We start from the raw sequence: 22,699 nt of genomic DNA, 5'->3' as shown, positions 1-22,699 counted from the left end.
TTGTGCGTAGCTATATTTAGAGTAGCGCAAGTTTATCGGAGCGGTTTCATATGGATGAAAAAGAGCGATCTCAACGTCGTTTTAGTATCGGCAACCAACTTATGTTGGCGGTATTAACGTTGAGTTTAATCTTTACGGTCATCATTTCTACAGTGAGCTTATATCGAGTTTTTCACGAAGATTTAGCCCATTTAGATGTTGAATTAAAGCAGGTTGAGTCTAGCTATTTATCGAGCTTTTCTGCGAGTTTGTGGGTAGAGGATAGGGAGCTGTTGTTGACACAAGCTCAAGGTGCAATGCGTATGCCCTCGGTGGACTACTTACGTATTGCTAGTGAAGACGAAGTTATCATTGAATTAGGTTCGGCGCTTTCTGAGGATGTTGTCGAGAGAAGCTGGCCGATGCAGTATCGGGTCGGCGATAAAACGTATGATCTCGCGATATTAACGGTTCAATCGGATCTTAGCGCGATATATGAAGATCTTTGGCAGCAGTTCTTTTTTCTACTTACGACAGAAGCGATCAAAATTCTTGTCCTCATCATTGGTGTTCTTTGGGTGGCGTTTCGCTTGTTGGTCAATCCGTTACAATTGCTGTCTGGTGCGGTGAGCGATTTTCGTGGCGGTACAGTGCCGAGTAAAGTGACTCTCCCTAAACGATGGTGCTTTGATGAAGTGAGTGTTTTGGCAGAGAAATACAACCGAAGTGTTGAGAAAGTGAAAGAGCACCAGACTGAGTTAGAGGCTGAACGCGATAGGGCAGAAGTCGCTAATCGTAAGAAAAGTGAGTTTCTTGCCACTATGAGTCATGAGATCCGCACACCGATGAATGGCATTATTGGTGTGTCGTCGTTGCTCAATGACACCGACCTCGATCCCCAGCAAAAAGAGTTTGTAGAGATCATTGACAGTTCTTCTCACTCACTAATGACGATCATCGACGACATTTTGGACTTCTCTAAAGTTGAAGCTGGCAAAGTAGAGCTGGAATACACGAGCTATGATCTTCGCGAGCTACTTGACGATGTCATCAGTTTACATAGTGTCAAAGCCAAGCAGAAAAACTTACAGCTGCTCAGCAATATTGATCCTCACTTGCCAATCGAAGTGCAAGGTGATGCCACACGATTGAAACAAGTTCTGAACAATTTGTTGAGCAACGCGATTAAATTTACCGAGCGCGGCCATGTGAAGCTTCTTGTAGCGTTGTCTCGACTTGATGGAGAGACCGCTCATATCCGGTTTCGAGTTGTGGATTCTGGTATTGGTATTGCGAAAGAGCACCAACAAGCAATCTTCGAACGCTTCCAACAAGCTGATGGTAGTACCACCAGAAAGTATGGTGGGACAGGGCTTGGTTTGGCGATAGCTGCACAGTTGGTTAACTTGATGGGAGGGGAAATACAACTAACAAGTGAGCTTGGGCTGGGAAGCTGTTTTGAATTTTCGATTCCTGTTGCTGTAATAAATGCGCAATCGACCTATACCGACCAACTTAATGTATTAGATTTCCCGAAAGCGGAAGACAACGAAATCAGCCCTCAAGATAATGATAAACCTTGGGTATTGGTTGTTGAAGATACCATCGTCAATCAGAAGGTAGTTCGCATCATGTTAGAAAAACTGGGTGTGCGAGTGAGTGTCGCCAACCATGGCGAAGAAGCATTGCAGCTGTGTGATCAGCAGCCTTTCGATTTGATTTTTATGGACTGCCAAATGCCTGTGATGGATGGGTTTATTGCTACGGAGCGAATTCGAAAAATGGGAGAGTGGGGGAAACACGTTCCAATTATTGCGCTAAGTGCCAATGTCATTAAAGAGGATCAGCAACATTGCTTCGATGTTGGGATGAACGAGTTCGTGGCTAAACCCGTTACCAAGACTCGATTACAACAAATATTCGAACAGCATTTACCAAAAGCACTGAAAATCAGCGCTGTGCCTAAATAGTTAACTTGAAATCGATCAAGTTAAGTGCGTTTCTATTCTGTAATTGTAACTCTGTGTGATATAGTGCCCGGCTAGTATTTAAAGTACCTTGAGGCTGTGAATGTCGTTTAATCTATCCCTATTGCCGCCTGACGAAAAAAACAAAATCGAACTGGATAAGCAGGCGTCGTTTTTGGTTTGGAAGCTCAGAGAGGCCAAATCTGGTCCTGAAGCAATAGAAGAACAGTTGTCCAAGATTAACGATGCTGATGAAAAGGCGTTTTTCCAGCAATCGGTCGAAAAGTACAAACGAGTAATGGGTGTCGCTTAACGCGAACCGTGGCAATGGTTCAATCCAATGTGACGAATGAGGTAACCTCCCTATTCCTTTGCTAAGCGAAATTGAAAAGGTTTCGCTTTTTGCTAAAATCCTTCGCATTAAATTTGAATTTAGAGAGACATCCCGATGGGAAGAAGTTTTGAAGTGCGCAAAGCCTCTATGGCGAAAACTGCAGGCGCGAAAATTAAAGTTTATTCCAAATACGGTAAAGAAATTTACATGTGCGCGAAAAACGGTGGTGGTGATCCAGACATGAACTTGTCTTTGAAACACCTGATCGCAAAAGCGAAAAAAGACCAAGTTCCTGCGCACGTTATCGATAAAGCGATCGACAAAGCGAACGGTGGCGGTGGTGAAGACTACACTCCAGCACGTTACGAAGGCTTCGGCCCTGGCGGTACTAGCGTTATCGTTGACTGTCTAACAGACAACGGCAACCGTACTTTCCAAGATGTACGCCAATGCTTTGTGAAAGTCGGTGCGAAAATTGGTGTTGAGGGCTCGGTTTCTCACATGTTCGATCACCAAGCGGTATTCCAGTTCAAAGGCGACGATGATGAAATCATCCTAGAAACGCTAATGATGGAAGATGTAGACGTTACTGACGTTGAGCTAGAAGACGGTGTTATCACTGTATTCGCACCTCACACAGAATTCTTCAAAACAAAAACTGCGCTTAACGGTGCATTCCCAGATCTAACGATCGATGTTGAAGAAATCACATTCGTTCCGCAAACTCATACGCCTGTATCGGGTGAAGATGCTGAGAAGTTCCAGAAATTCCTAGATCTTCTAGATGACTGTGATGATGTTCAGCAGGTTTACCACAACGCAGAGCTGTAATTAATTCGCTCATATCGTTGTAAAAAGGCTTCCTTAGGGAAGCCTTTTTTGATCGCTTTTTCTCAAGCAGAGCTATGCGTTACGATATTTGGAATAACACAGCGACATGATTACACCAAAACAGATACCTTGAGTTAGCATCGCCGTGCCGCCATAGCTAAAGAAGGGAAGTGGGCTACCCATTACTGGCAACAAGCCACTCACCATGCCCGTATTGATAAAAGCATACAGAAAAAAGCTCATCGCTAATGCGCCACTTACCAGCCGACTAAAAAAGTGGTCAGACTGACATGCAAGCAACATAACGCGTGCAGTAATAAACAAGTACAATGCGAGTAAGACTAAACTGCCAACAAAGCCCCATTCTTCTGCATAGGTCGAAAAAATAAAGTCCGTATGACTTTCTGGAATAAAGCCAAGTGTTCCCTGCGTTGCATTCATCCAACCTTTGCCTTTCATACCGCCTGAGCCAATCGCAATCAAAGATTGGATGATTTGGTAACCCGAACCCAGTGGATCGGACTCAGGGTGCAAGAACTGTGTTACACGGCTCTTTTGATAGGTTTCCATAACGAAGAACCATAAAATAGGTGCTAACGTTAAAATGCTCGCAATAAACCCGCAGATTATTTTCCAGCTCATGCCAGCCAAAAACAAAACGAACAATGCATAAATGATAGTAAAAACTGCACCGTCTAAATCCGGTTGTAGCGCGATTAACCCGGCAGGAATCATTGTAATAAGTAAGCAAAACGCAATTTTCCGACTGTCTGGTCGACCTCCTTCAATATGAAGCATCCAGGCGATCATGATTGGAATGGAAAGCTTGATTAGCTCAGACGGTTGAAAGCGGAAGAAGCCGATATCGAGCCAACGTTGAGAGCCATTGGTGCTATCACCAAATAAAGCGACAGCAAGTAGCAGAGCAACCGCAATAATGTAGAGATATGGAGCTGAGCGCTGATAGCTGGACGCTGGAATCGAGGACATGGCCAAGATGCAAACTAATGTCAGTCCGCAGCGCGCCAAATGTTTGAAGAGCATCGCCTCATTAAAGCTACTGGCACTCCAGAGAGTGAGCGAACTTAACAGCATGATCGGAATGATCGCCATGAGTAGTGGCAAATCAACTCTTGGGAAATAACGCTTATTCATTTTCAACGACCTAATAACGCACCTATTTTGAGTGCGAAAACAACTAAAACTCGAAGAGTTCAAACTATTCCGATGCTAAGAATCTCGATTTGGAAACAACAGACACCATGCAAAGGTGTGTAAGAAAGGAGAGTGCGACACGTCTGTTATGGGTAGCTGTGGGATGGATAAATACACTAGCCTCAGATTTTAAGCCAGTGTTTTTATTGTGACTGCCGTAAAAATGTAGAGTTACGAATGAGCGGAATTGTATTTTCTGTTTAAGTGAATGTCATTCATCCTCTCTCAATACCATTCACTCCGCATAACTGCCATTGGTCGCATGCAAAAGCAGCGTGCGACCTTCTCCCTTAATCTGAAACCATCAAATCACGTTCAACTAAGGACAGTACATGATGGTTTCTCAATTTCGCTCAATCAAAGCTCTTAAACTGGCAAGTACCTTTATCGTCGCATTTGCACTCAGCAGCAATCTGGCTCTGGCTAACCCAAGCGAGCGCACACTCAGTCAATTCAACCAAGCGGCGCAGGGTGACTCTGGCTTAGTTGATACCGTTTACGGCGAATTATCCAAACAACTCGAAGAGCAAGGCGCAACGCCGGTGACCTTGGTTTACTTAGGTAGTGCGGAGACGTTGCAAGGTCGTGAGGCGTTTATGCCTTGGAACAAGATGAAGTTCACCGAGCGCGGTCTTGCCACAATCCAAAAAGGTTTGGATTTAATGGCGAATCAACCAGTGCCGCTACAAGAGCAACAACGCTTACAAGGCTTGCCGGAATATCAATTAGCCACTGCCATGGCAGCCACCACTTTTACTTCTCTACCTGACATGTTCAATCACTTTGAGCGTGGCTACGAGCTGTACCTTTCTCTGCTCGATGAGCCGAGTTTTAGCCAGCAACCTTTTGCGGCAACGTCTTGGATTTATCGCTACGCCATTGAAGCAGCACTGCGTGCTGAAGATGTTCAACAAGCCAAAACATGGTTAGCGCAAATGGAGCAATTGGGCGACAGCAATCTAGAAACGCAAACCGCGAAAGCGCTGCTAGCCAAGTATTAGGGAGGCGTCATGATCGTTTTTAATCAACTTAGCCGCGATTACGCCCTTGGCAGCCAAACGGTGCGTGCATTGCGAGACGTTTCTGGTGAAGTATTTGCCGGCGAAATGGTGGCATTGTGCGGGCCGTCTGGTTCTGGCAAAAGTACCTTACTTAACGTACTTGGCATGCTGGATACTCAATACCAAGGTCAGGTGACATTTGCAGGCAGCCCATACCCAACCGGACAAATGCAGGCGGCGAAAATGCGCCGTGAAAAGCTTGGTTTTGTGTTCCAAAAATTCAATCTTGTCCCCGTGATGACAGCGTTAGAGAACGTGGCTTATCCGCTACACCTCAACGGTTTTTCAAAAGCAGAACAAACCGAGCTCGCCACACAAATGCTAGAACACGTTGGCTTGGGTGAGTTTATTCATCACATGCCCGATAACCTATCTGGCGGTCAGCAGCAACGCGTGGCAATTGCTCGTGCGTTAGTGCACAAACCAGCGTTGGTGATTGCTGATGAGCCAACCGCAAGTCTTGATAGCCAAACTGCCAACAAGGTCATCGACATTATGAAAGGGCTTGGACACGAGCTTGGCACCACTTTTATCGTCGCTACACACGACCCTCGTATGGCATCCCGCTGTGACCGCACCATTGAGTTGGTGGACGGCAAAATTACCCAAACGCACGCAAGTGTGGAGGAGGTTTCATGGGCAAGCTAATTCCTGTTTCGGTTCGCCTTGCTTGGTTGAACCTGCAACGCAATCGCCGCCGCAGTTTATTGTCGATGCTGATCATCGCCATTGCCGTGTTTGCATTAACCAGTGCAGGTGGCTTTGGCCTGTACACCTACGACAGTTTGAAAGAGTCGACAGCGCGTGACACGGGGCATCTGACGTTAACCACACCGGGTTACTTCGCTAAAGAAGAAGAGATGCCACTGAGTAACGGTTTAACTCACGCCGACGATATCACCAAGCAATTGATTGGGTTGAATGAAGTGCGAGGTGTGCAACCACGAGTTGAGTTCAGTGGTTTGATTTCCAACGGTAACAAATCATCGATCTTTATCGGCATTGGCGTGAACGAACGTGAATTCGATATGAAAGGACCATTTTTAGATGTGCGCGAAGGGCAAACGCTGTCCAACATTCATGCATCGCGTTATGACCCAGCAGAGCCGGAAGTGATGCTTGGCGTTGATTTGGCGAACAACTTAAGCGTGCACGTTGGCGATTGGATCACCTTGCTGGCGACCACAACCGACGGTGCATTGAATGCGTATGACTTCAAAGTACGTGGCATCTACTCAACTGGCGTGCCTGAGCTTGATAAACGCCAACTTTACATACACATCAACAGCGCGCAATCGTTGCTCGGTTCAGACAAAGTCAGTGCGTTATCTGTCTTCCTGTTCGATACCAGTTTAACTAACCAAGTCGAGCAACAAGTAGCTTCGGTTCTTAGTAAGCAAAAGCAGAACTTGGGCGATCAAGATATTGAGATCACGCCTTGGCAAGAACGTGCGTTCTTCTATCTCAAAGTGAAAGATTTGTACGACCGCATCTTCGGCATCATGGGTGCAGTGATGGCGTTGGTGGTCTTTGTCGCGCTGTTCAACACCATGACCATGTCGGTCACCGAACGTACCCGTGAAATCGGCACCTTGTCAGCACTTGGTAGCTACCCTCGCGAAATCATTGCTGGGTTCTTGCGCGAAGCTGGCTTACTTGCGGTGATTGGCAGCTTAATCGGCGCCTTGTTCACTGCACTAGTCACCATTTTACTGATGGTCGTGGATGTGCAAATGCCGCCACCGCCAGGACGCACAGAAGGTTACCCATTGACGATTTACTTCTCTTGGGAGCTGGTGGCTGTCGCAGGATTCGCAGTATTGATGATTTGTTTGATTGCGGCGTTTTTCTCGGCACACAAAGGGGTGAACAAGCCAATTACGGAGGCACTGATTTATGTTTAATTTCAAATCACTATTACCAATTGCATTGCTGACGGTAACTGGCGTTGCAAGCATCAATGCCAGTGCGAATGAAACAGCGCTAGATGCACAGCAAGTTGCGCAATTGATTGAAAAAGCCGACAGCTACCGCTTGCAAGATGATTCCTCCAAAGTGGTGTCTCTGGTGCGCTTATATCAAGACCAAGAGTTAGATAAAACCCGCCTTTACCACGTGTACACGCGTCCAAATCGTGAATCGCTGGTGGTATTCAAATCGGCGGTTGAAGCAGGGCAAAAGATGTTGATGATGGGCGACAACTATTGGCTACAAATGCCTAAGAGTCGCCGTCCGATTCGCATTACGCCAATGCAAAAGCTGCTTGGTGAAGCGTCTATCGGCGACATCTCAACGCTGACGTGGAGCCAAGATTATCAAGGTGAATGGAAAGCGACAGAAACCGTTTCGGTGAACGGGGAAAGTGTTGCGGCTTATCACCTTGCCTTAACCGCGAAAACCAAAGGGGCGAGTTATCAGAAGATCGATTTATGGTTGTCTGAGCAAGATGCGTTTCCAATCAAAGCCGATCTTTACTTGCGCTCTGGCAAACTCGCCAAGCAAGCGCAATACGGACGTGCAACCGACAACGGTGAAGACTACGTCAGTGAGATGACCTTGCTTGATAGCATTCAGCCGAGCAAAAAAACCGTTATCGAGTACCAAGAAATCGTGCCTTGGCAACTGGATAACAAGTTCTACAACCCAAGCTATTTGCCTAAAGCCAATACGACTCAGCTTTAGCCTGAACTCCGTAAATAGATTGATGAAAACGAGCAAGGAAGTCACATGAAACCGCACCAGCCTAACCTTAACAAAAGCACCAGTTTGTTGATTGCTGCGTCGTTGTGTGTGGGCACAGCAGCCCCAGTTTTTGCCAATGATGAGCTGAGTTTTGAGTGGGATTGGGCTGTCAGCTACGAAACTGCCAAGCAGCGTGATAGCGCATTTATGCAAGCGCAGGGCAGTTCTCGTGATTCACTTAATGCACTGTTGGATGTACAGGTGAATTATCACAACTTCAGTGGCTTGTTTGCTCTGTACAGACAAGGTTTGTACCTCAATCAACAAGGAAAGAGTGATTGGTGGAGTGAAGCTGATAACCAACTGCTGATTCGAGAGCTGGCTTGGCTAGGAGAGTGGCAAGTCGGTGATACCACTCTTGATGTGAGTTTGGGTAAGTTGCGCGTGGATTGGGGCGTCGGCTATGGCTACCGACCTTTGGATCTGTTTAAGCCGTATCGACAAAACCCTGTAGGCTTAGTCGCAGAAGAAGGTGCGGGTGTGTTTTCACTTTCACACTACGATATGGAAGGCGAGTGGACGGTGATTGCGACGGATTCAAGCTGGGGGCAACAAGACCAAAGTGCACTGGATCAAGCCGCAGAGCAACAAGGTGTTGGTATTCGTCGTTATGCGCTGGTGGGTGACACCGAGTATCAACTTATTGGTTATTACGATGATGTGCGCCGAGGTTTACTCGGAGCCAGTGCCATTGCTGTGTGGGATGAATCCATCGCCATGAACGGTTCCATGCTGTGGCAAAAGCAAAGTGTCGGCTATCAATTTCAGCAGGATGATCTTTACCGACCCGTTTCGGTTGAGAAGCAGGGCAACGCATTCCAAGCCTTAATTGGATTGAACTGGGCAAACCAAGCCGGACACAACGTGATTGCCGAATATTGGTACGACAGCCGAGCATGGTCGAAAAGCGAATGGCTACAAGCAATAGAGCGTGGCGAACTACTCTCTGAAACCATTAATCCCCAAACGTCTCTACTTGCAACAAGCTACGCCCAAGGGTTTCAGCATGCCAATATCGTTCAGCATAACCTAATGCTGCATTGGAGTTGGGATGTGGAAGCGTGGGCTGCATGGAACGGCAAAGCGGATATGGGCTGGCTAAGTGATGTAACCCCCACGTTGGATGTGATGCTGTCGCCACAAGATGGTGGTGTGATTGTCACGCAGTGGCTTAACTACCAATGGATTGATACTGGCGATCAAAGTGTAGAAGTGGAAGTTGCCGCACGCTTTTTAACCGGAGACGACCAATCTGCTTACGCACAAATCAATGATAAGCATATGATTGTATTTAACATCAAAGGGAAATTCTAAATGTGTTCAGCAAAATCAGTGGTGAAAAGTGGATGGCCGCGTAGCTTATTAGTGACTACGGCATTTTGTCTCTTTATCGCAGCAATGACGCTCTCGGTTTGGGGCGGTCCATTCTACATTCATGTGGTGGTTAGCTTTGGATTTGGCTATTCGGCTATCTTCTTCTCATGGCTTGTCGACCGCCTGTTTCCTACCATTCCTCGTTTGGCGGAAGTGGCTATTTCGCTGACGGCTTGCCTATTGTTTGGTGTGGTGAACGCTCAGCTTTGGCTTGGGGAATACTTCGGTATCTCAAGTATGCTGTCGGTTGGTCTCATGGGGTTGTTATTCAGTGCCATGTGCTTTTTCTATTTCTATTCACGCGAGCAACATGCAATCGCTCAAAGAGAGTTAGAGGCCATCAAACGCGAGAAAGCAGAGCAAGATCGTGCGCTATTGCTGAGTCAGCTTAAGCAGATGCAAAGCCAGATTGAACCGCATTTCCTATTCAATACCTTGGCGAATATCAGTGCACTCATGTCGCAAGATGTCGATAAAGCCAAGCTGATGCTAGAACAGTTAACCGCGCTGCTGCGTGCAACGCTCAAAAGCTCACGCGAAGAGCACACCACCATAGACAATGAAACGGCGTTAATTGAGGCTTACTTAGGCATCCAACAAACTCGTTTGGGTGATCGACTCAGTTACAAGATTGAGGTGGAAGAGGGGTTAGGCAGAACCGAGTTACCGCCGATGATGCTCCAGCCTTTAATCGAAAACGCCATCATCCATGGTATTGAACCGAAGCGAGAAGGCGGTGAAGTCTGTTTGCTGATTAAGCGCAAACAACAGAACTTGCTGATTGAAGTCAGAGACACGGGTGTTGGCTTGAATCACGTTAGTGGGCACATGGGCTCTGGAGTGGGTCTAAGTAATCTCAAGCAGCGAGTTGAAGCTTTGTTCGCAGGGCAAGGAGAGGTCTCTATCAGTGAGTCTGCTCAGGGTGGCGTTTGTGTTCGCCTGAGCTGGCCGATGGAATCGTAATCAAGGAAGAAAGGAATGAATACAGGGTTTACTGCCATTATTGCTGATGATGAACCGCTATTGAGGCGTCATCTTGATAAAAGCCTAGCTGAAGTGTGGCCAGAGTTAGAGGTAATAGCTAAAGTCGCCGATGGTGAACAAGCGTTGCAAGCCATTGAGCAATGCCAACCTGACATTGCGTTTCTTGATATTCGTATGCCAGTTTTGGATGGCATGACATTAGCGCAAAAACTCAATCAACTCGCCAATCCACCTTTGATTGTATTTGTCACCGCGTACGATGATTACGCCATCAAAGCTTTTGAGCAAAATGCCGCCGATTATTTGCTCAAGCCTATCTCGGATGAGCGCTTGCTGACGACGTGTGAAAGAGTGAAAGCACGCCTTGCTAAGCGAGAGCAAGAAAGCAGCAATGTGCAGATGAGCAATCTGTTAGAACAGTTGCAGCAATTATCTGCGCCACAAACGCCGCAATATCTTCAGTGGATCAAAGCGACGCAAGGGGAAGATATTCATCTGATTGCTACGTCTGATGTGTTGTATTTCAAAGCGGAAGAAAAATACGTTTCTGTGTATGCCCAACAAGGACAAGGCAAAGTGCAGGAGTATTTGATTCGCACATCGTTGAAAGAGTTGATAGGGCAGCTTAACCCAGAACAGTTCTGGCAAGTGCACCGTTCAAGCGTGGTGCAAGTGTGCAAAATTAACAAAGTAAACAAAGACTTTGCTGGCAGAATGTTTGTTCACGTTGGAGAAAACAAGCTCCCTGTGAGCCGTGCATCTCAAAGTTTATTCAAAGGAATGTAATCGCTAGAACTGCTCACTCTTTACACTGTAAACTCGCTGCTCTTAACCCACATTATCAAGGAAGATAAATGAGTTATCGCGTAACCCTGTTAAATGCGACGGGAGAACTGTCTCCAATCTCTGAGTATTTGCATCAGAAACTTGATGATCTGAGCTCACAACTTTCTAGTTACTTTGATTTGAGTAACATTGACCTCACCATTAGCCCGTTTGATCGCAATGACGTACCGCAGACGGGGATTGGTGGCTATTGCTTAAGTGCCTATCGTGTAGAGATTCTGCTTGATACTCAACGTACTGATATTAAAAACGTTATTGAGAAAGAACTAGCTGCGGTGTTTGCGCATGAGTTGCATCACCTGTTCCGTATGCGAGCGGGAGAAAGTGGCGTTGCACTTGGTGATGTACTAATTATGGAAGGGTTAGCTTGTCACTTCGAACGTAAGGTGAATGGCGGCGTCACTCCGACCTTGTTTGAGCAAATCAAAGATCAAGATTGGCGCCCTTTCTACGCTGAGATGAAAGGCAAGTTGACCAGCTTAGATTACAACTTCGACGCTTACTTTCTTGGCAGCGATGAAAGCCGCTGGCCGAAATACATGGGGTATTGGGTTGGGTACAACCTTGTTGCTGAATATCTGGCTGATTTTCAAGGCTCTGAGCTTGATTTGGTTGGAGCCAAAGCTGAGCTTTTCTATCAATAACTTCGTTATAAGCCCAACTAATCGGCTGAGTCATAAAAACAAAAAGCGCCTAAGTCATCAGACGTTAGGCGCTTTTGTCGTTATAGCGACGACTTCTCCGAAGAGATGAATGGGCTTATTCGCTGACTGTCACTTTCTCAATAATGATTGGATCGCATGGCACATCATCGTGACCAAGCTTAGAGGTCGTTTTCACTTTCGCGATGCGATTTACGACATCCATACCCGCGGTCACTTTACCAAACACGGCGTAGCCCCAGCCTAGGTTGGTAGTTGCAGTGTGGTCTAGGAAATCATTGTCTTCCAAGTTAATGAAGAACTGTGCCGTTGCAGAGTGCGGTGCATCGGTACGCGCCATTGCGATAGTGCCAACAAGGTTCTTTAGACCACGGTTTGCTTCGTTCGCGATTGGTCCGCGCGTTGGCTTTTCTGCCATGTCTTCGGTGTGACCGCCACCTTGAATCATAAAGCCATCGATAACGCGGTGGAAAATGGTGCCGTTGTAGAAGCCATCTTCACAGTATTTTTTGAAGTTCTTTGAGCTAACTGGCGCTCGTTCTAGGTTCAGTTCAATCTCGATGTCACCGAAATTGGTGGTCATAATAATCATCTGGTTTGCCCTTATGGGTGCTAAGTTGGCGGCATTATAGCTAAGTCGTATGAGGATAGCAGAAATAAAAACAGCGACGTTTTGGCGTCGCTGTTTGCATGGTGAGTGGGTGAGGAAAGCGTTAAACCGTAAAGCGACCGACCAAGTCGTATAGCTCGTTAGCTTTGTGGTTTAGGTTGCCACTACCTGCGCGGTTTTGATTCGCAAGGTGCGCCGATTGGCTGCTTTGTTGAGAGATCACTTCAATACGTTGTGAAATCTCTTGCCCAACTTGGCTTTGCTCTTCGGTTGCCGTTGCGATCAGGGTGTTCATGTCCATGATGTTAGCAATTGCGGCTTGGATTTCTTGCAGTGCGGCAGAGGCAGCTCGTGCTTCCTCAACCGTTGCTTCACCGCGCGCTTGGCTCGAACCCATGGCTTTCACTGCCGCATCCGAGCCAGACTTCAACTGCTCAATCATTTGGTGAATTTCGCCTGTGCTGTCTTGAGTGCGACTCGCCAGTTTACGGACCTCATCGGCAACGACTGCGAAGCCGCGACCTTGTTCGCCTGCACGGGCTGCTTCAATGGCTGCGTTCAGTGCCAATAGGTTGGTTTGCTCGGCGATGTCTTGAATCACTTCTAGCGAAGAAGAAATGTTCTGTACATCGCTTTCTAAGCGAGAAATCACCGTGCTGGCCTCTGACACTTCTAAAGCGAGCGCTTCGACAGAGTTTGCTGCGGAATCAACAATGTGTTTTGCTTGTTGTGAGTTTTCATCGGCGTCTCTGGCTGATTGCGCTGCTTGGTTAGCGTTGTTTGAAATCTCGTGCGCCGTTGCTGTCATCTCGGTCATTGCCGCTGCGACTTGTTCGGTCTCTTCACGTTGACCAGAAGCTAATTCATCCACTTGCGATGCACGCTGTGACATCTCGTTGGTCTCTGAAACCACTTCTTGTCCTACGTGGCTAACGCTCTTGATGATGCCTTGCAGGCTTTCAACGAAGATATTGAAGTTGCGGCTCAGCTGCGTGAACTCCGGCACGCTCGATTCTTCCATGCGCGCGGTTAAATCTGCATCGCCTTGTGCGAAAGAGTGAATTGAAGCATCAAACTGCTCAATAGGCTTCATGATGCTGCGGTTAACAAACACGGCAAAGACTGCAACTATCGCTGTAATCGAGGCACAAAACAGGGCTATCGCAGTTAGTGTGGTGTTGAGATCTTCGTGTGCGGCTTTTTCCATGTCTGCCACAATGGCGTCGATATCGTCCGTGTAGAAACCCGTTCCCAACATCAAGTCCCATTCAGGAATAAAGACTGAGTAGCTCAGTTTCGGTAGTGCTTCACTCTGACCGAGTTTCGGGAAGTAATAAGTCGTGAACTCACCAGTTTTGGCATTTTTTAGCAAATCCTGAATCAGGTAATTGCCTTTCTTGTCCTGCAAGTTATAGAAGTTTTCCCCGATGCCTTTGGTGTTTTTACCCACCACGACGCGAACGCCTTTTGAATCATAACCAAAGATGTAGCCGGATTGACCGAACTCCAACTGTTTCAAGATAGGCAATGCTTCTTCCAGTGGGGCATTTTGTGCGAGTAGCGGCTCGACAGCGGAACGCGCCATTTGTACGTAACTTTTGAGTTCGGCTTTTTTCATCTCCATCATTCGACTTCGAGTTTGCTCAATCTCGTGCTCGTTGTAGGCCGTGGTTTGTACGTAGGTGAACCACATCATGCCTATTGCCATAGTTAGAATTGGAATTATTGAAAGGATATATAGTCGTTTTCTGATCGTCAGATTCATAGAGACGTCCTTCTCTCGGCGCAGCGTTACAAGTGACAAGCTGAATAAGCTTGCCTGATAAAAGTGTTAATACTTATTGTTGTAATGCTTAGAGATTAACCGAGTTAATCAATCAGAAGTACTGGAAATTTGTAAATCTAGACGAAGGTCGTAGCATTTTTAAGCGGGATCACAATTAACGTGAACACGACCCACTATTGCAACGAGAAGTCCCTGTTAACCAATATGAGACGCGATACCTATTCTTTGCGAATTTGAGGTAAAGCCAGTCAGCAACAGGTTTAACGAGGCGCCAACGCAGTGGAGCGTAGAGCCAACCGCGACCAACTAATTGCCACGCACGATGAGTCACGTCCAACCCAAGCAGAAGTTCCCCCTTTTCGTTGAGGGCGTGCAAAATGGTGTTGGCTTGTTCAGGATCGATCTGCGGATAATCTGCGAATGTATCACTATAGATATCGACGGTTTTGATGTGCTGCTTGGAATCGCGTTGTTTTAGCGCCTTCATCTCTTTGGCACAAAGCGGGCAGGTTCCGTCATAAAATATGGTGAGTTTTGTCATTGCGGTTTTCTTATTTGAGATTTTCTAATCGCTTTTACGTGGCGAATTTTCTTTTGGTTCATTGTTTTGCAAGTAATGCAGCCAATTGTCGCGAATGTTGCCGTAATTGAATTGGCAGAACTCTTTGCGATCACGCAGGTAGTCTTTTTCTACTTCATCGAGTAAGGCTTTGTATTGCTCAGGATCACTACCGTACACCAGACATAACGTTGAAAAGTAACGCTGCAAATCAAAGCTGTGTTCGTCAATGTACTCGCCAAAATCGTAGTAGTCCGGTCTGTCGTCGGATTCGAATGCGAACATGTCGGCGGCGCTAATGGCCATATCTGCGCCATCTTCTAGGAAGTCAATCATTAAAATAGTGGCAAAATTATCGACCGCATCTTCTTCTTTTCCGAGAACAGGGATGCTTTGATCTTCGATGTAAGCATGCCCAGCTTCATGAAGTAAAGTGTGCAATAACGTATCTAGCGCCCCTGTTTTTGGGGATTTTCCGAAGCGTTCTTCATACTGATTATTGGAGAAGTAATTGAGCGACTCCAAATAAAAAGTGTAAGGAACGTATATTGTGTGTGTCTCAGGATCATACATTGGACCATCTTCTCCGCCGTAAACCAGCGTGAGAGCTTTATCAAATGGAAAGTGGGCCTGAGATAGCTCAACAAAGATGGTGTTTACATCGCTGCTTTGAATCGATTGTTGGGCGATTTTTTCATGAGTTGTCTCTACGGGAGAATATTGAATACGAATGCTTTCAGCTGCTGTAGCTGATGAGACGACGCTGAGTAATAGCGCAGGGCAAAGCGAATGAATGTTCATGTGGGACTCTTGTTATTGAATAACTTGTATAAAAAATTATACATGTTTTTGCCTGATGCATAGTTGGGGTTGTACTCATCAGCCAAAGTCGGGGCATCGGTCTCGAAAAGCAATCATGATAACATCGCATATTTCGGCGGCTTGGTTCTCTAGGGCGTTTATCAAGACCTCTTGGATAAGAACGGCGGTGAAGTTATTGGCTATGCATCGTTTTCTAAGAAGCTTACTGAGTAACTGTGCTTCGATCTTTATCTGTGAAAATGATAATAGGCAGTTAATCATTGCAAGGTTTAACCATGGGGTTGGTGAATGTCACTGAATTGAAGAAAATTATCAGCGATATGTTATAATCCTGCTCCGTTGTAACGAAAACGTTTGTTGCAGCCTGAGAGTTTCCTTGGATTCGGCTCGTTTATACACCATGAGCCAGAGTTGAAAAGCTACGACAGGAACAGGCAAACCCAATTGTTTTGAACGCGCTCTCGGCGTTTAGCGGTTACAACGGGAAGGAACTTTGTTTGATAGTAATTGACACATTCTGTTTAAGTAAGGGAGCCCGAAGTGGTTCAGAAAGTGTCACCCAGAATTTACTCACAACACGACACCCCAAGCGATAACGCACAGGTATTGCGAGGGGCCATTTGAAGGAGCTGTATCAGCTCCTTTCACATTTAAGGGCTTGCTAACAGCGTAAAAACTGACACATTGCTTAAGGAGCGCCCCTTAAACTAGCCTAAGGCGCATCTACACCAACTTTTTGAGTATTTTCGAAACAATAAAGCGAGAAAATTTGCTATTGAACGAAGGTTAAACTAACACTCATTCATTACGGAGAATGAAGAGAACAATAATAAGAGGCGATATGAATCATTTAATATCTGTAGGTGCACTGGAGTCCTTCTTGGTCGCAATCAGTGTGCTTTTCCTGGGGCATTTTATTAATGCTAAGCTACCGATTTTAAAGAAATTCAACATACCTGAGCCGATTGTAGGTGGTCTTATTGTGGCCTGCATGATTACTGCTCTTCATTTCAACGGCATCGACTTAGAGTTCGACTTGCCATTACAAAATACGTTTATGTTAATGTTTTTTGCGACAGTTGGTTTGGCCGCAAATTACACTCAGTTGATGAAAGGAGGTGCGAAGGTTTTTATCTTCTTAGCTGTCGCATCGTTTTACATCATCATACAAAACGGCGTTGGCGTTTCACTTGCGGCGGCGCTCGGTTTAGATCCTTTGATGGGGTTAATTGCTGGCTCGATTACTCTGTCAGGTGGTCATGGTACAGGTGCTGCGTGGTCACAAACCTTTCAAGACGTGTATGGATTGGATAACGTCTTAGAAATTGCGATGGCATCAGCGACTTTTGGTTTGATCATCGGCGGTATCATTGGTAGCCCTGTAGCGCAGCGTCTGGTGGAAAAGAACAGCATAGAGTCTGAGTATGGTCGTGGTGGTCGAGATGCCAAAACTCACGAGAAATTCCCGGAGTTGGTGACTTACAATGAATACGAAGAAGATAAAGTAACGGCGAAAAAAGTGGTGGAGAAACTCTTCTTCCTACTGATCTGTGTTACTGGGGCCAAGTATGTCGAGCAATGGGTAAGCACGTATGAAATCTCATGGCTGATGATTCCAGACTTCGTATATGCGCTATTCATTGGTGTGATCATTACGAATTTCTTGGAAGTGACCAAGATTCGTAAGTTAGATGCCGAAACGGTCGATATGTTAGGTACGGTATCGCTATCTCTATTCCTAGCGATGGCTCTGATGAGCTTGAAGTTATGGAATATCTTTGATCTAGCGATTCCATTCTTGGTTATTTTAGCTGTGCAGTCTGTCGTCTTAGCTATCTTTACGTACTATGTTACGTTCAAAGTGATGGGAAGCAACTACGATGCTGCGGTTATTGCAGGGGGGCACTGCGGTTTTGGCTTGGGTGCAACCCCAACAGCCGTAATGAACATGGGTTCAATCGTTAACCGATTTGGCCCGTCGCCACAAGCATTTATGGTGGTGCCAATTGTGGGCGCTTTCTTTATCGACATCGTCAACTTAATTATCTTGCAAGGCTACATTTCATTCCTTGGTTAAAGTTAAGTGGATGAGCTCCTAGAGGCGAAATAAAACGGTCACAACACTGGTTGTGACCGTTTTTTTATGACTTGGTTTGGTCGTTTATTGAACGAAGCATTATTGGATAGTTCGGCTGAACTTGAGGCTAGCTGTCCAACCAAGAATACCAATGAAGGCGTAAATGCCAACGTTTAACCAACCCGCTTGAGGAATGGCATTGAATGGGTTTGGTGTAATAATGGCGTGCAGCGGAAGGTAAAGCACTTCGGAGAAAAACTGATCTAGCCCGTAGAAACCAAAAAGTGCGATAGGCATCCAACGCAGCGCATAAATGGCGATAAACAAAATGACCAGTGGTGAGTTCACTTTTTGTGAAATAGCCATCGCAGTTAATGCCAGCGGTAACAGCAGAATACCGGCGAACAACATTCTGATTAAAAACTCTCCCCAATGCAGCAGCACGTAACCTAACGAGGCTTGGCGGTACAATAAAGCCAATTGGTGATCAGTAGAGATGTTCAGCAACCACAACATTAAATTTGCAGCGAGTACGAGCACCGAGCAGACGAGCGGAATCACCAATAAGCCAAATCCTAGCTTCACTAAATGGGTTTTTATGTCACTGACAGGCATACTGCGCCAAAACATAATGCTGCCTTCCGCCCGTTCTTTGCGTAGCGTTCTTGGGAAGTACTGAACGGCTAACAAGATAGACAGCAGCCCTGCTCCTCCGGTAATCAACATATTGACATCATCACCAAGCTCTTTGTGAATGTCACTGACATCGCCACCAAAGCTCATTTGGAAAAACATATTGTGTTGTAGAGTGTCGTTACTCATTAAACTCACAAAGAGAATAACTCCACACGCCAACACAAACAGTGGAATACGTAAAACAAGAGGGTTTTCTAACCACTCTTTTTGCAACATCGCGACAACTGAACGCATTACGCTGCCTCCTTCTGCAATGCTAAAAATAGATCCGCTAACTTCACCCCATGGATGGAACCCATTGTTTCTGCTTGTTGGGCATACTGGGCTTTGAGTAACCATTTCGTTGAACCGAGGCCTTTTTGTGACGAGAGTGGGTTCATCGCTTCAATTTGTGTGCGGTGCTCGTCGTTGGCTTCAAGAATGAAATAGTCTTCACTGATACTGTCCATCGAGGTTTGCAGAACGGGGCGACCATGCTTAAGAATCAGAACATCTGTCAGCAAGTGCTCAATCTCTGATACTTCATGACTGGCGATGATCAACACGCGCTCGCCGTCGTGAAACCATTCCAATAAGTGACGATAAAACGTCTCGCGATACACGAGATCTAACCCGAGTGTCGGTTCATCCAATATGAGGATTTGGGTGTTGGTCGCGATCACAATCGCGAGGTGCAATTGCACCTTCATCCCTTTGGATAAAGATTTGATGCGCGCACGAGGTTTGATGTCCGTTTGACGAAGCAGTGTATCTGCTTGGGCGCGATTGAACCCTGGATGCACGCCTTCGGTATAGTGAAGCAGTTGAGCAACGGTCATCCAATCTGGCAGAACGTTGACATCCGAGATGTAGGATAAGCTCTGCATTATCTTGTCGCGTTGCATAATGGGTTCAAATCCGTTGATACGAATAGTGCCCTGATATTCATGTGCGCCGAGTAGCGCATTAATAAGCGTTGATTTACCTGCGCCATTATGGCCGAGTAAGCCAAGTACTTGTCCTGCATGTAGGTCGAAACTCACTTCATGCAGTGCTTCTCCTTGTTGCTGATATTGCTTGGAGACGTTGTTTACACTGACTAATGCGCTCATTGGTCACCTTTCAAGTGTGGTTTTAGTTGTTGAATGAATTCGTCGAGTGACATATCCAGACGCTGTATTGTGTCGGCTATCTGCGGAATTTGTTGCTGAAGAAAACGTGCCTTCTCGTCTGCGAGTAATTTGAGCTTTGCTCCTGAAGCGACAAACATACCTTGACCGCGTTTTTTCTCCACTAGCCCGTCATCAACAAGCAATTGATAGCCTTTCATAACGGTGAGGTGGTTAATTTTCATATCTGCAGAGATGCTACGGACGGAGGGCAGAGCATCGCCTTCTTGCCAGACACCTTGCAGTATTTGCTGCGTGATCTGGTCTGCCAACTGTCGAAATATCGGTTGGCGATCATGCCAATTAGTCATGAGTGAATCTCTTGGTTGAGATGGTGTTATATATATGTATAACACCTAGTGCGTTAGAGAGAAAGTAATAATTTAAAACCTAGTGTATCCGCCTGTCTCATTCGCTCTAAATATCCACCTATGTGGTCGTTGTTTTGAGGTTTTGTTTTATATGGAAATTAATTGCTTCTCATAAGTTGAGAAGTGTTGTTTTTCTCTTCCCATCAATACACTTATCGCCTGTTCTAAATGAATATTCTCACTGAATGATAATTAGCATAATTTTAGGTCTGCCTATTTCTTACTTGATGAGAATCAATGGTCAAAGAGGCCTAGAAAACAAAAGTTTCGAGAGGCAATCTGACTGGCTTAGGCACCTATCTCACGTTGAGCGCGTGCTCAATGAATGAGAAAGAGTAGAGTAAAGAGGTCTCATGAATCAGGTAATATCTATCGGCCCACAGGAGTCGTTCCTCGTCGCAATTTGCGTGTTGTTTTTAGGGCAGTTCATCAATACCAAGTTACCAACCTTAAAAAAATTTAATATTCCAGAGCCAATTGTTGGTGGTCTAGTGGTCGCTTGCGTAATCACGACGATGCACTTAAACGGTGTGGATGTTTCCTTTGATTTACCACTGCAAAACGTCTTTATGCTGATGTTTTTTGCAACCGTTGGCTTAGCGGCAAATTACACCCAACTGATTAAAGGCGGTGCGAAGGTTTTCATCTTCCTAGTTGTGGCATCGGTCTACATTCTTATCCAAAATGCGGTCGGCGTGTCCTTAGCAACAGCGTTGGGGTTAGATCCACTCATGGGGTTGATCGCCGGATCCATTACGCTTTCTGGCGGACATGGAACTGGAGCTGCGTGGTCGCAAACTTTTCAAGAAATGTATGGTTTGCATAATGTTCTAGAGGTGGCAATGGCTTCTGCTACATTTGGCTTGGTGATGGGCGGGATTATTGGCAGCCCTGTTGCACAAAAGCTACTAAACAAACACAACTTGGAATCGGAATACGGACGCACCAATCAAAGTCATCAGAGTTTCCCTGAACTGGTGACGTACAACGAACATGAGGAAGATCGTGTCACAGCGAAAAGAGTCGTTGAAAGCTTGTCCATCATTCTACTTTGCGTGACAGGCGCGAAGTATCTGGAGAGTTGGGTAAGCAGTTTTGACATCAAGTGGTTAATGATTCCCGATTTTGTTTATGCGCTGTTTATTGGTGTTGTTATCACTAACATCATGGAAGTGACGAAGGCGCGCAAGGTTGATTTAGAAACCGTTGATATTCTTGGCACGGTTGCACTATCTCTATTTCTTGCCATGGCCTTGATGAGTTTGAAATTGTGGAATATTTTCGATCTTGCGATCCCATTCCTTATTATTCTTGCTATTCAGTCGGCAGTGTTGGCGATGTTCACTTACTACGTAACATTCCGCATGATGGGAGGCAACTACGATGCGGCGGTGATCGCTAGCGGACACTGCGGTTTTGGGTTAGGTGCTACACCGACTGCGGTCATGAATATGGGCTCCATCGTGAGTCGATATGGTCCATCACCACAAGCATTTATGGTGGTTCCAATTGTCGGTGCATTCTTCATCGACATTGTGAATTTAGTGATTTTGCAAGGATGCATCGCTTTTATTAAATAACATTCGCTTTTTTACCGAAATAACAAAGCCAGCACCTATACGCTGGCTTTGCCATTTGTAACACGAAATCTTGTTTGCCTGACTTCAAGCCGTGAAATCAATGCGTTACTATGACGACATAGTGTTCATTTTGCAGCAGCATGAGGTACCCACATGTCTGAAAAAATATCGACGTCGGCATTAGCGAAAATGCGCAAGGTAGAAGCTAAGCTGCTGTTTGCCGATCTCAAACGTGCAGGCTACATCGTTCGCCAAGATGAAAAGTGGATTTTGACCGAAGAAGGGGCAAAGTTTGGCGGTGAGTATGTGGATCACCCTAAATTTGGCCAGTTCATCGTCTGGCCGACCAACTTACATATTGAGCTGACTCCCAGCTCAGGGAAAACATTGAGCGCGACACAACTGGGTGAAAAGCTGAAATTGAATGCGAAGCGCATGAACCAGCTTTTGAGTGAACTGGGTTGGTTGACCAAATCCGAAGAGGGATGGAGTGTCACAGAAGCTGGTGTGCGCGCTGGTGGGCAGCAAAGAACCGATAAAGAAACACAAAATACCTTTGTCGTATGGCACGATGTGGTGCTGCGTAACAAGCGTCTTAAGCAGTCTGTCATTGAGTTTTTAGGGCAAGACGCGGAGTCACATTCTACGGATAAATCGTACTCAAGCTTTCGCCAAAAATTTGAAGCCAAGCACCGAACATTAGATGGGCATTACGTACGCTCTAAGGGTGAGTTGCTCATTGACAACTGGCTGTACTTGGCTGGTGTAGTGCACGCTTATGAGCGTCAGTTGCCGATTGACCAAGATGTCACTAGCGATTTTTACTTGCCAGGTGGCAAAGTCTATTTGCAATTTTGGGGAAGTGACGATGGGGAGATGGCTCAGGCCGACCGTGAGACCATTCGTACTGTTTATGAGCAGCATCATTTCAATCTTATCGAAGTCGAACCGAGTGAACTAGACAAGTTGGATGAAGTGCTTCCTAAGCGTCTTCGTCAGTTTGGTATTAAAGCTTATTGACGACTTAAGCCCGCTGTTCAGATAAGAAAAAACCC

22 protein-coding genes are annotated in these 22,699 nt (G+C 46.0%); 14 read left to right on the top strand and 8 right to left on the bottom strand.

Annotation, left to right across the window (positions count from 1 at the left end):
- Positions 1-50: 50 nt before the first annotated feature.
- The 3 genes from R7P69_RS00505 (at position 51) to R7P69_RS00495 (ending at position 3,111) form a co-directional block, all read left to right on the top strand.
- Positions 51-1,949 (top strand): ATP-binding protein, encoded by a 1,899-nt coding sequence (locus tag R7P69_RS00505; RefSeq protein WP_005374486.1) that lies wholly within the window; start codon positions 51-53, stop codon positions 1,947-1,949.
- Positions 1,950-2,049: 100 nt separating this feature from the next.
- Positions 2,050-2,259, top strand: coding sequence for a DUF3283 family protein (locus tag R7P69_RS00500; protein WP_005374484.1), 210 nt, complete (start codon positions 2,050-2,052; stop codon positions 2,257-2,259).
- A 135-nt stretch (positions 2,260-2,394) separates the two neighbouring features.
- On the top strand, positions 2,395-3,111 hold the full coding sequence (locus tag R7P69_RS00495; RefSeq protein ID WP_005374482.1) for a YebC/PmpR family DNA-binding transcriptional regulator: 717 nt from the start codon (positions 2,395-2,397) through the stop codon (positions 3,109-3,111).
- 72 nt (positions 3,112-3,183) lie between these two features.
- Here R7P69_RS00495 and rodA read toward each other — a convergent pair whose 3' ends face one another.
- The gene (rodA, locus tag R7P69_RS00490; protein ID WP_005374481.1) at positions 3,184-4,266 is read right to left on the bottom strand and encodes a rod shape-determining protein RodA; all 1,083 of its coding nucleotides are present in this window, start codon (positions 4,264-4,266) and stop codon (positions 3,184-3,186) included.
- A 392-nt stretch (positions 4,267-4,658) separates the two neighbouring features.
- On the opposite strand from rodA, the gene R7P69_RS00485 reads away from it, so the two are divergent.
- The 8 genes from R7P69_RS00485 to R7P69_RS00450 all read left to right on the top strand — a co-directional run bounded on the left by R7P69_RS00485 (position 4,659) and on the right by R7P69_RS00450 (position 11,977).
- The gene (locus R7P69_RS00485) at positions 4,659-5,327 is read left to right on the top strand and encodes a hypothetical protein (protein ID WP_031778861.1); all 669 of its coding nucleotides are present in this window, start codon (positions 4,659-4,661) and stop codon (positions 5,325-5,327) included.
- A 9-nt stretch (positions 5,328-5,336) separates the two neighbouring features.
- The gene (locus tag R7P69_RS00480; protein ID WP_005374479.1) at positions 5,337-6,035 is read left to right on the top strand and encodes an ABC transporter ATP-binding protein; all 699 of its coding nucleotides are present in this window, start codon (positions 5,337-5,339) and stop codon (positions 6,033-6,035) included.
- Positions 6,023-7,291 (top strand): ABC transporter permease, encoded by a 1,269-nt coding sequence (locus R7P69_RS00475; RefSeq protein ID WP_005374476.1) that lies wholly within the window; start codon positions 6,023-6,025, stop codon positions 7,289-7,291. Before R7P69_RS00480 ends, R7P69_RS00475 begins: the two co-directional genes overlap by 13 nt.
- Positions 7,284-8,069, top strand: a complete 786-nt coding sequence (locus R7P69_RS00470) for an outer membrane lipoprotein-sorting protein (protein ID WP_005374475.1) — start codon at positions 7,284-7,286, stop codon at positions 8,067-8,069. Before R7P69_RS00475 ends, R7P69_RS00470 begins: the two co-directional genes overlap by 8 nt.
- 45 nt (positions 8,070-8,114) lie before the next feature.
- Positions 8,115-9,443 (top strand): hypothetical protein, encoded by a 1,329-nt coding sequence (locus R7P69_RS00465; RefSeq protein ID WP_238952377.1) that lies wholly within the window; start codon positions 8,115-8,117, stop codon positions 9,441-9,443.
- Positions 9,444-10,466, top strand: coding sequence for a sensor histidine kinase (locus R7P69_RS00460; RefSeq protein WP_005374473.1), 1,023 nt, complete (start codon positions 9,444-9,446; stop codon positions 10,464-10,466).
- Between the two features lie 15 nt (positions 10,467-10,481).
- Complete coding sequence (locus R7P69_RS00455) at positions 10,482-11,273, top strand: LytR/AlgR family response regulator transcription factor (RefSeq protein ID WP_238952376.1); 792 nt, start codon at positions 10,482-10,484, stop codon at positions 11,271-11,273.
- A 68-nt stretch (positions 11,274-11,341) separates the two neighbouring features.
- Entirely contained in the window at positions 11,342-11,977 is a 636-nt protein-coding gene (locus tag R7P69_RS00450) for a DUF2268 domain-containing putative Zn-dependent protease (RefSeq protein ID WP_054575273.1), read from the top strand.
- Positions 11,978-12,092: 115 nt separating this feature from the next.
- On the opposite strand, the gene R7P69_RS00445 is transcribed toward R7P69_RS00450, so the two are convergent.
- From R7P69_RS00445 to R7P69_RS00430, 4 genes are all read right to left on the bottom strand, one after another.
- On the bottom strand, positions 12,093-12,587 hold the full coding sequence (locus R7P69_RS00445) for a peptidylprolyl isomerase (RefSeq protein WP_054575272.1): 495 nt from the start codon (positions 12,585-12,587) through the stop codon (positions 12,093-12,095).
- 121 nt (positions 12,588-12,708) lie between these two features.
- Entirely contained in the window at positions 12,709-14,370 is a 1,662-nt protein-coding gene (locus tag R7P69_RS00440; RefSeq protein WP_021707578.1) for a methyl-accepting chemotaxis protein, read from the bottom strand.
- Positions 14,371-14,545: 175 nt separating this feature from the next.
- The gene (locus R7P69_RS00435; protein WP_053350112.1) at positions 14,546-14,932 is read right to left on the bottom strand and encodes a thiol-disulfide oxidoreductase DCC family protein; all 387 of its coding nucleotides are present in this window, start codon (positions 14,930-14,932) and stop codon (positions 14,546-14,548) included.
- A 24-nt stretch (positions 14,933-14,956) separates the two neighbouring features.
- Positions 14,957-15,751, bottom strand: a complete 795-nt coding sequence (locus R7P69_RS00430) for a DUF4344 domain-containing metallopeptidase (protein ID WP_054578570.1) — start codon at positions 15,749-15,751, stop codon at positions 14,957-14,959.
- 862 nt (positions 15,752-16,613) lie between these two features.
- On the opposite strand from R7P69_RS00430, the gene gltS (R7P69_RS00425) reads away from it, so the two are divergent.
- Positions 16,614-17,849, top strand: coding sequence for a sodium/glutamate symporter (gltS, locus tag R7P69_RS00425; RefSeq protein WP_005374448.1), 1,236 nt, complete (start codon positions 16,614-16,616; stop codon positions 17,847-17,849).
- A gap of 99 nt (positions 17,850-17,948) precedes the next feature.
- Here the strand turns inward: gltS (R7P69_RS00425) and R7P69_RS00420 are convergent, their stop codons facing one another.
- The 3 genes from R7P69_RS00420 to R7P69_RS00410 are packed head-to-tail and all read right to left on the bottom strand — an operon-like array spanning position 17,949 to position 20,004.
- Positions 17,949-18,779: a hypothetical protein gene (locus tag R7P69_RS00420; RefSeq protein ID WP_054576512.1), complete on the bottom strand. Its 831-nt coding sequence runs from the start codon at positions 18,777-18,779 to the stop codon at positions 17,949-17,951.
- Positions 18,779-19,636: an ABC transporter ATP-binding protein gene (locus tag R7P69_RS00415; RefSeq protein ID WP_005374445.1), complete on the bottom strand. Its 858-nt coding sequence runs from the start codon at positions 19,634-19,636 to the stop codon at positions 18,779-18,781. Before R7P69_RS00415 ends, R7P69_RS00420 begins: the two co-directional genes overlap by 1 nt.
- On the bottom strand, positions 19,633-20,004 hold the full coding sequence (locus R7P69_RS00410; RefSeq protein WP_005374444.1) for a GntR family transcriptional regulator: 372 nt from the start codon (positions 20,002-20,004) through the stop codon (positions 19,633-19,635). Before R7P69_RS00410 ends, R7P69_RS00415 begins: the two co-directional genes overlap by 4 nt.
- A gap of 413 nt (positions 20,005-20,417) precedes the next feature.
- Between R7P69_RS00410 and gltS (R7P69_RS00405) the strand changes: the two genes are divergently transcribed.
- Entirely contained in the window at positions 20,418-21,644 is a 1,227-nt protein-coding gene (gene gltS / locus R7P69_RS00405; protein WP_025768732.1) for a sodium/glutamate symporter, read from the top strand.
- 153 nt (positions 21,645-21,797) lie between these two features.
- Positions 21,798-22,664 (top strand): hypothetical protein, encoded by an 867-nt coding sequence (locus tag R7P69_RS00400; RefSeq protein WP_005374442.1) that lies wholly within the window; start codon positions 21,798-21,800, stop codon positions 22,662-22,664.
- Positions 22,665-22,699: the final 35 nt, after the last annotated feature.

Source organism: Vibrio sp. 661 (genome assembly GCF_033339315.1).
Taxonomy (GTDB): Bacteria; Pseudomonadota; Gammaproteobacteria; order Enterobacterales; family Vibrionaceae; genus Vibrio; species Vibrio alginolyticus.
The sequence above is the reverse complement of the archived record's forward strand: the minus strand, read 5'-3'. Positions and strand labels throughout refer to the sequence as shown.